The organism is Collinsella sp. CLA-ER-H8 (assembly GCF_040092335.1).
Lineage (GTDB): Bacteria > Actinomycetota > Coriobacteriia > Coriobacteriales > Coriobacteriaceae > Collinsella.
This window is the reverse complement of sequence record NZ_JBBNLU010000013.1, coordinates 47,174-59,101: the sequence shown is the minus strand read 5'-3', so window position 1 is coordinate 59,101 and position 11,928 is coordinate 47,174. Positions and strand designations below refer to the sequence as shown.

The 11,928-nt window shown below is 62.9% G+C and carries 10 protein-coding genes; 5 read left to right on the top strand and 5 right to left on the bottom strand.

The annotated features are described in order from the left end of the window. The first annotated feature begins 164 nt into the window (after positions 1–164). The gene (locus AAAX72_RS08170) at positions 165–935 is read left to right on the top strand and encodes a transposase (RefSeq protein WP_349129909.1); all 771 of its coding nucleotides are present in this window, start codon (positions 165–167) and stop codon (positions 933–935) included. 423 nt (positions 936–1,358) lie between these two features. Here AAAX72_RS08170 and queA read toward each other — a convergent pair whose 3' ends face one another. The 3 genes from queA to AAAX72_RS08155 form a co-directional block, all read right to left on the bottom strand. Beyond that, a complete protein-coding gene (queA, locus tag AAAX72_RS08165; protein WP_349129912.1) occupies positions 1,359–2,570 on the bottom strand; it encodes a tRNA preQ1(34) S-adenosylmethionine ribosyltransferase-isomerase QueA in 1,212 nt (403 codons plus the stop codon). 70 nt (positions 2,571–2,640) lie between these two features. Continuing rightward, positions 2,641–3,216, bottom strand: coding sequence for an epoxyqueuosine reductase QueH (locus AAAX72_RS08160; protein ID WP_349129907.1), 576 nt, complete (start codon positions 3,214–3,216; stop codon positions 2,641–2,643). 10 nt (positions 3,217–3,226) lie between these two features. Then, the gene (locus AAAX72_RS08155; RefSeq protein WP_260699258.1) at positions 3,227–3,793 is read right to left on the bottom strand and encodes a DUF3267 domain-containing protein; all 567 of its coding nucleotides are present in this window, start codon (positions 3,791–3,793) and stop codon (positions 3,227–3,229) included. Between the two features lie 132 nt (positions 3,794–3,925). Here AAAX72_RS08155 and AAAX72_RS08150 point away from each other — a divergent pair, with 132 nt between their 5' ends. After that, the gene (locus tag AAAX72_RS08150; RefSeq protein WP_349129906.1) at positions 3,926–6,076 is read left to right on the top strand and encodes a class I tRNA ligase family protein; all 2,151 of its coding nucleotides are present in this window, start codon (positions 3,926–3,928) and stop codon (positions 6,074–6,076) included. 37 nt (positions 6,077–6,113) lie between these two features. Then, entirely contained in the window at positions 6,114–7,217 is a 1,104-nt protein-coding gene (locus tag AAAX72_RS08145) for an RsmB/NOP family class I SAM-dependent RNA methyltransferase (RefSeq protein ID WP_349129904.1), read from the top strand. Between the two features lie 24 nt (positions 7,218–7,241). Here the strand turns inward: AAAX72_RS08145 and AAAX72_RS08140 are convergent, their stop codons facing one another. Next, complete coding sequence (locus AAAX72_RS08140) at positions 7,242–7,412, bottom strand: hypothetical protein (RefSeq protein WP_158551274.1); 171 nt, start codon at positions 7,410–7,412, stop codon at positions 7,242–7,244. 191 nt (positions 7,413–7,603) lie between these two features. Here AAAX72_RS08140 and AAAX72_RS08135 point away from each other — a divergent pair, with 191 nt between their 5' ends. Then, positions 7,604–8,695: a hypothetical protein gene (locus AAAX72_RS08135; RefSeq protein ID WP_089572116.1), complete on the top strand. Its 1,092-nt coding sequence runs from the start codon at positions 7,604–7,606 to the stop codon at positions 8,693–8,695. A gap of 80 nt (positions 8,696–8,775) precedes the next feature. Here the strand turns inward: AAAX72_RS08135 and AAAX72_RS08130 are convergent, their stop codons facing one another. Beyond that, positions 8,776–9,666 (bottom strand): DegV family protein, encoded by an 891-nt coding sequence (locus AAAX72_RS08130; RefSeq protein ID WP_055285769.1) that lies wholly within the window; start codon positions 9,664–9,666, stop codon positions 8,776–8,778. A 320-nt stretch (positions 9,667–9,986) separates the two neighbouring features. Here AAAX72_RS08130 and AAAX72_RS08125 point away from each other — a divergent pair, with 320 nt between their 5' ends. Further along, positions 9,987–11,903, top strand: coding sequence for a fructose-1,6-bisphosphatase (locus tag AAAX72_RS08125; RefSeq protein ID WP_349129902.1), 1,917 nt, complete (start codon positions 9,987–9,989; stop codon positions 11,901–11,903). Positions 11,904–11,928 lie beyond the last annotated feature (25 nt).

The window sequence follows — 11,928 nt, the reverse complement described above, 5'->3', positions numbered from 1 at the left end:
GGTCGAAGCGTAAGCCCCGGCGTTGGTGGAAATGGTGAAAATGCGTTGGCGTGATTGGGGAAATTGCGTTGGCGGAATCGGCTAAAGTGCGATGGCGAAATTGGTTGTTTTTACAGTAGCGCTAACACAAGGCGATACTGTCGCACGATATCTCCCCGGTATGGGTGCCGTCCCCCGAGATCGAGGGGCTCAGGGACCTCGCCGGGGCCCACGACGCGGCGACCGCGAGGCTCGCGGCGGCGAGGCAGCGGCTCCTGGCGTTCCTGGCCCGCCGCGGCTACGCCTACGGCGGCACGACGCCGGCCGGAAACCCCCGGAGGTACTGGACGTACGACTTCCTCAGGTGGCTCGACAAGGTTCGGCCCGCCGACGACGGCGGCATCCGGGCGCTTGCGGCGCTGAGGAACGAGGTCGAGGCGGCCGCCGAGACGCGCGACGACCTCCTCGCCGAGTACAGGGCCGCCGTCGCGGCGGGCCCCCTCTCGGCGGAGGTCGAGGCGCTCCAGTCGATCAAGGGGTGCGGGTTCGCGCTCGCCGCCGCCTTCGCGTCCGAGGTCGGCGACTTCTCGAGGTTCCGCTCCGGCAGGCAGGTGACGTCCTACTTCGGCCTCGCCCCGAAGCAGAGGTCGAGCGCGGACTCCGTGCGCCTCGGCGGGATCAGCGGGGCCGGCAACGCGCTCGTCAGGAGGTTGGCAGTCGAGGGGTCCTGGAGCTACGTCCAGGCGAGCCACCAATCGAAGCTGATGCCCAAGGGCAGCGGCGTCCCGCTCGAGGTAAGGATGCACGGGAGGAAGGGTTCCGAGCGCCTGCTCCGGCGCCGCGAGGAGATGCTCGCCAGGGGCATGCCCCAGGCGAAGGCGAACGCCGCCACCGCCGCCGAGCTCGTGAGGTGGCTGTGGGCCCTCGGCGCGATGTGCCGGGAGGCAACCGAATAGACATAGCCCCCGTCCCGGCGAGCCGGGCAGCCTTCGGGGACACCCCCGTTCTCGCTGTGCGCGCGGCGACCGCCGCATGCGCGTAGTCAGACTTGGGGAGCCCCGCCGAAGGAGAGGATTGCGGGCCGCCGGAGCGGTATCCGCGGATATGAGACTGAGCCGAAGGCGTCGACGACATGCCGGGGGCGGACCGGGACGGGTTCAACGGCAGGCCCCGCCGACCGCTTGCAATCGGTCGGCGGGGCCATTGTGGCTCTTGACAGCGGATTGGGTCATATGAGCGAGCGGGCCGCATTTGAGACAAGGTGACGTGAAACGAAAGGGCGCTGACCTTCTGGTCGCGCCCTTGAAGTTGAACGTCAGATTGTCCAAATGCGGCCCGCGCAGCGTCGACCGGTTACGGCGTTTGTAAAACGCCGTAACCTACAAGATGAGCATGGCGTCGCCAAAGCTGAAGAAGCGGTAGCGCTCCTCGATGGCAGCGGTGTAGGCATCCATGATCTGGTCGCGGGTGGCAAGCGCGCTTACGAGCATCATGAGCGTGGAGCGCGGCACGTGGAAGTTCGTGATCAGCGCGTCGACCACGTGATAGGTCGAGCCGGGCATAAGGTAGAGCTGCGTCGTGGCGTTCTCGCGCACCACGATGTCGCCGCGGCCGAGCGTGTCGGCCCCGTCCTTACGGCCCTCAAAATAGCGCGCCGTCACGGCCGGGTCGGACACCGGCGCGTCCGCGTCAAACGCGCTCTCGAGCGAGCGCACCGCGGTGGTGCCGACGGCGATCACGCGGTGCCCCTCGGCCTTCGCCTTATGCACGGCGTCGACAACCTCCTGCGACACGTGGTAGCGCTCGGTGTGCATCACGTGCTGCGCGGGGTCGTCCTCCTCCACCAGACGGAAGGTATCGATACCCACCTCGAGCTCGACGGCGGCAAACTTGGCACCCTTGGCCTCGATGGCAGCCATGAGCTCGGGAGTAAAATGCAGACCCGCCGTGGGAGCAGCGGCCGAGTGCTCCTCCTTCATGGCGTAGACGGTCTGGTACTTCTCGGGATCGCCCTCGTAATCGGTAATGTAGGGCGGCAGCGGCACGTGGCCGGCAGCATGGATGGCCTCGTCGAGCGTGCGCGGCTCGCCGGCGGCATTGCAACCGGCCGGCTCAAAGCGTACCAGGCGGCCGCCGCGGCTATCGGTGACAAAGTCGACAACCTCGGCCGTCAGCACCACGGGAGCCCCCTCGGGCGCATGGGCGCCACCGGCGCGATACTCAATATGAGCACCGGGCTTCAGGCGCTTGCCCGGCTTGACCAAGCACTCCCAAACATGGCCCAGCGGATCCACGTCCTCGCGGCGCTTGAGCAGCAGGGTCTCGACCACGCCGCCCGATCCCGTTTTACGACCGATCAGACGGGCCGGCATCACGCGCGTCTGATTGATGACGAGCACGTCGCCCGGCTCGATATAGTCGATGATGTCGCGGAAGATGCGGTGCTCAACGGTACCGCCGTGCTCCAACGGCGTTCCCGCCTGGGAGCCCTTGCGATCCACCACCAGCAGGCGGCAGGAGTCGCGCGGCTCGGCTGGAGCCTGGGCGATCAGTTCCTCAGGAAGGTTGTAGTCAAAATCATCGGTACGCATAGACACGTCGGATACTCCTTATATAGCTAAAGTCCGCTCTACATCCTAGCAGGCTGCCAGCCCAAATGAACTACTTTTTGGCGGCTTTGCGCTCGTCGCGGATGCGGGCGCGGTCCATGGCCGCCTCGACGGCCGAGAATCGGCAGCCGCAGTAGTTCTGCCGATACATGCCCAGCTCGCGCGAACGACGCGTGGCCTCGGAGTAATACGGACGAAAATCACGAATCACCGGAGTGAGACCGCGGGCGGCAGCCAGACGCTCCAACACATCATTGCAGGTTTCGAACAACTGATACGGCGAGACGGCGAGCGTCGTGCCCACAAACTCAAACCCGCGCTCCTGGGCCACACGGCACGCCTCGGCCAGACGCAGGGCATAGCATGCGCGACAGCGACGGGCTCGATCGGCGCCCAGCGGGGCCACGCCGGCCTCCCAGCGCTCCCGGTCCTCCCCCGCCTCGATAAGCTCGATGTCGCCATCGGCACACCACCGGCGCAGCTCGTCCAAACGCCGCTGCCATTCATCGTGCGGCTGAATATTGGGGTTTGTCCAGCAGATTGTGGGCTCAAATCCTTCCTCGCGCAGCAGGCGGACCGGCTCAAGAGAGCACGGCGCACAGCAGGCGTGCAACAACAACGGCTTCATCGACATCTCCTCACCCGAAAAAGCGCACGCCGAAGGACGTGTCCTCGCAGGCGACAATGCGGCGGTCGCGCAAAATGGTCCGCACGTAATACCAGTCGCCCACACAGCCCGACAAATGCAAGCCGGCCGCCAGGTAGCACAGCAGCGGATAGCCCGAGAACGCAAACCCCAGGGCAAACGCTGTCGTCACAACAACCGTCGGCGCCAGGCAAACTGCCACGTACCGCCAGCGCGAATACACCACGCCTTCGGCGCAGGCATAGATCATCGCCGTCTCGCGATTCGCCCCAAAGGTCACCTGCGCGCCCGCAGGCGCCAGCAGCTTAAAAAACACACCGTGCACCAGCTCGTGCACGGCAAATGACGCCGCCGAAACCGCAGCCAAGCCGACTATCCAGCCCAAGACCGTGGTCCAGCCGCCCGCGTCAGCCGCATCCAAGTCCGCAGGCCCGCCCATCAGCATAAACACCGGCACCAAGCACACGGCAAATGCGCCGAGCACGGCCATCCCCCACACAAAGCAGGCGTGCAGAAAATCCTCGTCTTCAAACGCATGTATGTTGGAAATCTCATTCATAGCATCTTAGGATAGCGCCCCTGCCACGTACCCGTCCGCATGTGCGATAATGTCGAACGATATGCACGAATTGACCACCGCGTCGCCAGGCCTTGCGCCCGGCCGCGCTCTCACCATATACGAAGGAGTCCCATGGCATCCAAATACTCCATGAACGACCGTCCCAGCTGGCCTCGCCGCGCCATCGTTACCGCCGGCGAGCCCTATGGCAACAAGGGCCTTCACTTTGGCCACGTTGGCGGCGTCTTTGTCCCGGCCGACTTCTTCGCCCGCTTCCTGCGCGACCGTCTGGGCCGCGAGAACGTCATCTTCACCTCGGGCACCGACTGCTATGGCTCGCCCATCATGGAGAGTTACCGCAAGCTCAAGGAGAACGAAGGCTACGATAAGTCCATCAGCGAGTATGTCGAGTCCAATCACTCCCGCCAGGCCGCGACCCTCAACAACTACAACATCAGCTGTGACATCTACGGCGGCTCGGGCCTTGAGCCGGCTGCGCAGATTCACAACGAGGTGACCGCCGAGATTATCAAGCGCCTGCACGAGCAGGGCACCATCTCCAAGCGCTCCACGCTGCAGTTCTACGATGCCAAGGCCGGCACGTTCCTCAACGGCCGTCAGGTGATCGGCCGCTGCCCCATCCAGGGCTGCAAGTCTGAGAAGGCTTATGCCGACGAGTGCGACCTGGGCCACCAGTTTGAGCCCGAGGAGCTCATCGCGCCCAAAAGCCAGCTCACCGGCGAGGTGCCCGAGCTGCGCCCGGTCGACAACCTCTACTTCGACCTGCCGGCCTACCTCGACTTTATGAAAACCTATACCGCCAAGCTCGCCCAGAACCCGCAGGTTCGCTCCGTGGTCTCCAAGACCATGGAAGAGTGGCTGCTGCCGGCTCAGCTCTACATCCAGAACAAGTTCCGCGAGGCCTTCGATGCCGTCGAGGATCAGCTTCCCGAGCACACCGTGCTGGAGCCCGAGGGCAACAAGAGCAGCTTTACCGTCACCTTCCCCAGCTGGAAGGAGCGCGACGATGCCCACGCGGTGCTCGCCAACGGCGGCGTGCGCTTCCGCAGCGGCAAGGCGCTCGTACCCTTCCGCATCACCGGCAACATCGACTGGGGCGTTCCGGTGCCCGAGGTCGATGGCGTCTCCGACGTCACCTGCTGGTGCTGGCCCGAGAGCCTGTGGGCTCCCATCAGCTATACGCGCACCGTGCTCGCACGCGATGCCAAGGCCGCCGGCGTGACCGAGGGCGTCGCCGCCCAGGATGCCGCCCTCATGGGCGAGCCCGCCGCCGATTCCACGCAGGTCCCCGCGCCCACCTACCAGCACAGCTCGCTCGACTGGCGCGACTGGTGGTGCTCGGATGACGCACAGATCTACCAGTTCATTGGCCAGGACAACATCTACTTCTATTGCATCGCGCAGACCGCCATGTGGGAGGCCCTGGGTTGGAACCTCACGCAGAGCACCGTCAGCGCCTGCTACCACCTGCTCTACATGGGCAAAAAGGCAAGCTCGTCCTCGCAGACGCCTCCCCCGCCGGCAGACGACCTGCTCAACCACTACACCTGCGAGCAGATGCGCGCGCACTGGCTGTCGCTCGGCCTGTCCGAGAAGCCGGTGAGCTTTAGCCCCAAGGCATACGACACCCGCGTGACCAGCAAGGACAAGGACGGCAACGAGGTGCACGCCTGCGACGACAAGCGCGTCATCGATCCGGCCCTTAAGGAAAGCGCCCTTTTGACCGGCGTCTTCAACCGCCTGGCCCGCAGCTGCTTCTACGGCGTCGCCGTCAAGGAGGGCGACGAGAGCCCCTATCGCAACGGTTGCATCCCCGCCGGCGCCGCCTCGGCCACCGTGGTGGAGGCCGCCGAGCAGGCCGCCCTCGCGTTTGAGCAGGCCATGTACAAGTTCGAGACGCACCGCGCGCTCGCTGTGTGCGACGACTACCTGCGCGCCGCCAACAAGCGCTGGAGCGACGCCTCCAAGGCTGCCAACAAGCTTGAGGGCGAGCAAGCCAATACCGCGATGACGCAGGCCCTCGTCGACGCCTTCACCGAGCTGCGCGTGGCGACCGTGCTCATGCACGGCATCGTGCCGGCCGGCTGCGAGCTCATCTGCGAGTACTTCGACGTCGATCCGGTCGCCTTCTTTAGCTGGGATAACATCTTTGCCTCCACGGACGAGTTCGTAGAGAGCCTGGGCGAGAAGCCCGGCGACCACCGCGTGAAGCCGCTGCCCCCGCGCTTCGACTTCTTCAGCAAGCACGAGAGCCAGTACTAAAACACTCGACATGTAATGGAATGGGGAGGAAAGACGGATGTCCAAGCCGCGTCGTCGTAAGCAGAAAAAGCAGGTTAAGCCCGAGCTCAAGCTTAGGCAGTTTGCTGCCACCGAGCTTTCCGACCAGCTTGCCGCCCAACACTCCGCCGCCGACCTGCCGCGCTTTATGGTCGACACGGTCGCCGGCGCCTATGCGCCCGCCGATGCCGAGCTCATGATCGAGGGCTTCGGCGCCGCGGCCACACGCCCGGTCACGCTGCGCGCCAATACGCTCAAGGCGACCGCCGAGGACATCGCTGCGGCGCTCGATGCCGCCGGAATCGCCCACAACCCCGTCGCCTGGTACCCAGACGCCTTTATCCTGCCCGAGGCCCAGGTTTCTGATCTGTGGGACCTCGACATCTACCGCGACGGCAAGATCTACCTGCAGAGCCTGTCATCCATGATGCCGCCGTTGGTCCTGGGCGCCCAGGCAGGCGAGGACATCCTGGACATGTGCGCAGCCCCCGGCGGCAAGACGACGCAGATCGCCGCCCTCACCCAGGGACAGGCGCACCTCACCGCCTGTGAGATGAGCATTCCCCGCGCCGAAAAGCTCGAGTCGAACCTCCATCGCCAGGGTGCCAAAAACGTGCCCGTCATGCGCATCGACGCACGCGAGCTCGACGAGTTCTTCCGCTTTGACCGCATCCTGCTCGACGCCCCCTGCACCGGCACGGGCACCGTCATCAGCGGCAACGAGAAAAGCCTACGCGGCCTGACCGAGCAGCTGCTCGTCAAGTGCGCCCGCTCGCAGCGCGCGCTTCTGGACCGCGCCACGGGAGCCCTCAAACCGGGCGGCACGCTCGTCTATTCCACCTGTTCGATCATGCCGCAGGAAAACGAGGACGCCCTGCAAGAGGCCCTCGACAAGCACATGGATTGCGAGCTTATCCCCCTCGACGGCACACCGAGCGAAAGTGAAACGCGTCGCGCCCAGGATGCCGGCGAGGAGCCGCATATCGAGTGCAACGCCCTCACCGAGGCCATCGCTGCCGGCCATGTCTCGGCCGTCGCCAACGGTATGCCCGGTACGCTGACCATTCCGCCTAGCCGCGACTTTGAGGGCTTCTACATTGCCCTGATCCGAAAACGCAGCTAGCGCACGGATCCAAAACTCAACAAGCTATCTCCGTGCGCGTTTGCCCTGCTGGTCGCGATGCTGTTTAAGCATCGTGCGCTCCTTGCGTTCGGCCCTTTTGCCCTTAATGGCCGTGACCACAAAGTAGATGACCGCGGCGGCAACGATTGCGCCCACACACAGGCCAATCGAGCCAAACATTGCTGTCAATTCCATACCGCGTCACCTCTCTTTTAAACGGGACTTTCAAGATAGCACCTCGATCCCCGCCACCACAGCTCCTTCACGTTCGCCGGCCCTTCGGTCTAACGGATGGCGCGGCGGGGAAAAATCAACTCGTCAAACGATTTAGCATTCGCAATTCCGGCTGCATCGCGCCGGCCGTCATCACATAGAATCGAGTCTCCATGGATACCCTCAACGATCTAAATGAGCGCGTCGACGCCTTCGTCGGCACCAGCTCCTTCGACACGCCTGCCGCGGCAAACGACCAAGCTCCCATCGATGTACCCGCCGAGGTTCACGAGGACATCGTCGCCTCGGTCGATTTCTCCGAGGTCGAGCTCGCAGACGAGTTCACCGAGCCCCAGGTAGCCGTGACCCCCAACGGACTGCTCCCCATGGAGCCACTGCCCATCGACGGGCGTTTGCGCAAGGCGGCCCTTCGCATGCCCGACGAGATCGAGGAGGCCAGCGGCTTTACGCTCTTCGGCCGACGCATCAAGTCGCTCATTTACACCACCGACGTCGCGGTTATCCGCAACTCCAACGCCGATGCCGTCTTTGCGGTCTACCCTTTCACGCCGCAGCCCGCCATTACGCAAGCGCTGCTGACCGTCGCCGAATGCCCGGTCTTTGTAGGCGTGGGCGGCGGAACTACGACCGGTAAGCGCTCCGTGCAGATGGCAGCCGTCTCCGAGATGCAGGGCGCGGCGGGCTGCGTGGTCAACTCCCCCGCTACCGCCGAGATGGTAGAGCACATCACCAACATCGCCGACATCCCCGTCATCGCCACGGTCGTTCGCTGCGACGACGATGCCCACGCCAAGGTGCGCGCCGGCGCCAAGATTCTCAACATCGCCGCCGGCAAGAACACGCCCCAGGTCCTACGCGAGCTGCGCGAGCACTATCCCAACCTGCCGCTCATCGCGCCGGGCGGCAAGACGCCCGAGAGCATTCGCGAGACCATCGCCGCCGGCGCCAACGCCATCATCTGGACGCCGCCTTCGGCCCAGCAGCTACAGACCGACATGATGCAGCGTTATCGCAAGATGAAGGAAGACGCCACACCTGTCATCTCGCGCGACGATGTGCCCATTATCGACCAGGTAGCCGCCGCCGAGGTCAGCCAGGTCGAGAACATGAATCCCGACGTGCCGATTCCCGACGAAGTCATCGAGCGCGTTGCTTCGATCCACGAGCGCGTCGAGGAGCATCGCGCCAACCGCGGCCTCAAGCCGTCACTGCACGGCTTTTTCTTCCGCGGAAAGAAACGCTAGCAAAACATCTTGGCCCGCCCCACAAACGTGAGGCGGGCCGTTTTCGTTTGAGCAATCATGCAGCGACGTGATGGGGCAAATTAATCCACGCGCTTGTCGCCCATAAAGAAGAGCGCCACCGTACCAGGTCCGGTATGCGAGCCAATCAGAGTACCGATGTCATTGATCTCAATCTTGCCTTTAAGCTGCGGAACCTGTTCCTCAATCAGCGCCGCGACCGCCTCGGCATCCTCGCGGCACGCCGACTGCGACATGATGCACTTACCCGAATAATCCGCACCGTCCTGTACGTGTGCCATCATGGTCTTAGCCATCTCGGAAATCGCGCGCTTCTTAGTGCGAATCTTCTCACGTGGCGACAGCTTACCTTCGCAATCGACCGTCATAAGCGGGCAAATCTTAAGCGCCGTGCCGATGATCGCGCTCGCGGCCGAAATGCGACCGCCGCGCAGGTAGCTCGACAGATCGGTCGAGAAGAACCAGTGGTGCAGGTTGAGCTTGTGCTCCTCGATCCAGGCAGCCGTCTCGTCGAGTGAAGCCCCGCTATCGCGCACATCGGCGGCATATTCCAACAACAGGCCAAAGCCCGAAGACGCCGCCAGCGAATCGATGACGCGCACCTTGCCGCCCTCGGGATAGCGATCCGCAAGCATCTGCGCCGCGACGCAGGCCGATCCATACGTGCCCGAAATACCCGACGACAACGTCAGGTGCAGCACGTCTTTACCCTCGGCAACAAACGGCTCCCAAAACTCCTCGTACTCACCCACGCTCACCTGAGACGTCTTGGGCATGGCGCCCGCGGCAATCTGGGCAAAAAACTCGTCCGGCGTAATCGACTGATACAGATCGTCCGTATAGACAACATCGTCGATCTCGTAATGAAAACACACGACAGGGATATTGCGCGACGCAAAGAACTCACGGGTTCGATCGGCGGCGGATTCACAGGTCAGGACAAAATCACTCATATGAGGCTCCTTACTCATTGCTGCGCAAATTATCGCACAGTGAGCCTACATGCGGTACATATGTCCACTATTTACCAAATCGAACCAAAAATAGTGAACATCTTTACCACCATCGTCTCCACCGACCCCACGCATAAATATCTGAAAAAACACCCTCTGTCGTCTCCACCCAACCGCCATATCTACCTCAACTAAATCGATTTACCAAACCGTTCATCCGACAATTCAGCCGCTGGCGCAAAATCGAAACAAAAGCGGCGCATACTGGTAAACGTTTGACGCTGTTTATCAGTTTTACCAGCCCCATTGGAAGGTGTTTCATGGTCGCATTCGATCGCAAACCGCAAGACTTCAAGTATCTGCGCCTGCTTTCGAGACAGTTCCCCACCGAACAATCCGCGTTTACCGAGATCATCAATCTCTCGGCCATCCTCAACCTGCCCAAAGGCACCGAGCATTTTATGAGCGACGTGCATGGCGAGTACGAAGCCTTTATGCACATCCTCAACAACTGCTCGGGCGTCGTGCGCGAACATGTCGACGAGATCTTTGGCGACACGCTCTCCTTTGACGAAAAGGGCGAGCTGTGTACGCTCATCTACTACCCGCGCGAGAAGATCGACCTGGTCCGCAGCCGGCGCGAGGACTCGCCAACCTGGTACAAGACGATGCTTGACCAGCTCATCATGGTCGCTCGTTCGCTTTCAAGCCGCTACACGCGCTCCAAAGTGCGTAAGGCCATCCCGCGCGATTACGCCTACATCATCGACGAGTTGTTGCACACGCACCCGGACGAGAACAACTATCGCGTGCGCTATCACGAGCGCATCGTGGAGTCCATCCTGGAGACCGCCAGCGCCGACGACTTTATCGAGTCGCTCGCCTCGCTCATCAAGCGCCTGGCCGTCGACCACCTGCACCTGGTGGGCGACATCTTCGACCGCGGCGGCGGCGCGGCCAAGATTATGGACCGTCTGCTCACCTACCATTCACTCGACATCCAGTGGGGCAACCACGACCTGCTGTGGATGGGCGCTGCGGCCGGTGAGCCCGCCTGCATCGCCACGGTGCTGCGCAACAACCTGCGTTACGACAATTACGAGATCCTCGAGAACGACTACGGCATCTCGCTGCGTGAGCTTGTCGCCTTTGCCGATGCCACCTATACCGCCGGTGAGTCCATCACCCCGCTGATCAAGGCCATCAACGTGCTGCTCTTTAAGCTCGAGGGCCAGATTATCCAGCGTCACCCCGAGTTCGACATGACAGACCGCCTGCTGCTCGACAAGATTGACCACGACACCGGCACGGTCACGCTCGCCGACGGCAGCGTGTGGCCGCTCACGACCAACGACTTCCCCACCGTCGACCCGGCGGACCCCTACACGCTCACGTCTCAGGAGCAGCACATCATCGACAAGCTCGTGTCCGAGTTTGTCACCGCCGATCACCTGCATCGCCATATCGATTTCCTCTATTCCCACGGCTCGATGTACAAGGTCGCCAACGGCAACCTGCTCTTCCACGGCTGCGTTCCGCTCAACGAAGACGGCACCTTTAGCAGCATGAACTGCCTGGGCACCTGGCACGCCGGCCGCGATTATCTCGATTTTTGCGACCACATCGCCCGCCGCGCGTGGCGCGTGGGCGACCGCGATGCCCTCGACTGGATGTGGTACCTGTGGATTGGCTTCAATTCACCCGCCAGCGGACGCCTGGTGCGTACCTTTGAGCGCGCCTATATCGCCGATAAGAGCACCTGGGTCGAGCCGATGGACCCGTACTTTACGCTTACCAAGTCGCCCTCGGTCTGCGACGACATCATGCGCGAGTTTGGCGTCGCGCCCATGGCATGTTCGCCGACCGGCCACATCATCAACGGCCACACGCCCGTTAAAACCACCAAGGGCGAGCAGCCCATCCGCGCCGAGGGCAAGCTGCTGGTCATCGATGGCGGCTTCTGCCGCGCTTACCATCCCAAGACGGGTATCGCCGGCTATACGCTCATCTCGAGCTCGCGCGGCTGCCGCCTCAAGTCGCACCGGGCCTTTACGACGGTTGCCGAGGCACTCACGCGCAACGTGGACATCGAAAGCGAGACCAACCGTTTTGACCAAGCGGACCGTCGCCGCATGGTGAGCGACACCGATACTGGCGCCAAGATCCGTAGCCAAATCCAAGACCTGCGTCAGCTGCTCGATGCGTATAGAAACGGTGCTATCGAGGAGCGCGCCTAGCACCACCCGCGGGGATTGGCTAAAC

What these genes read in the sequence shown, in the direction of transcription:
- queA (WP_349129912.1), bottom strand. Translation starts at nt 2,570, where the DNA reads ATGCGTACCGATGATTTTGACTACAACCTTCCTGAGGAACTGATCGCC.
- AAAX72_RS08160 (WP_349129907.1), bottom strand. Translation starts at nt 3,216, where the DNA reads ATGAAGCCGTTGTTGTTGCACGCCTGCTGTGCGCCGTGCTCTCTTGAG.
- AAAX72_RS08155 (WP_260699258.1), bottom strand. Translation starts at nt 3,793, where the DNA reads ATGAATGAGATTTCCAACATACATGCGTTTGAAGACGAGGATTTTCTG.
- AAAX72_RS08150 (WP_349129906.1), top strand. Translation starts at nt 3,926, where the DNA reads ATGGCATCCAAATACTCCATGAACGACCGTCCCAGCTGGCCTCGCCGC.
- AAAX72_RS08145 (WP_349129904.1), top strand. Translation starts at nt 6,114, where the DNA reads ATGTCCAAGCCGCGTCGTCGTAAGCAGAAAAAGCAGGTTAAGCCCGAG.
- AAAX72_RS08140 (WP_158551274.1), bottom strand. Translation starts at nt 7,412, where the DNA reads ATGGAATTGACAGCAATGTTTGGCTCGATTGGCCTGTGTGTGGGCGCA.
- AAAX72_RS08135 (WP_089572116.1), top strand. Translation starts at nt 7,604, where the DNA reads ATGGATACCCTCAACGATCTAAATGAGCGCGTCGACGCCTTCGTCGGC.
- AAAX72_RS08130 (WP_055285769.1), bottom strand. Translation starts at nt 9,666, where the DNA reads ATGAGTGATTTTGTCCTGACCTGTGAATCCGCCGCCGATCGAACCCGT.
- AAAX72_RS08125 (WP_349129902.1), top strand. Translation starts at nt 9,987, where the DNA reads ATGGTCGCATTCGATCGCAAACCGCAAGACTTCAAGTATCTGCGCCTG.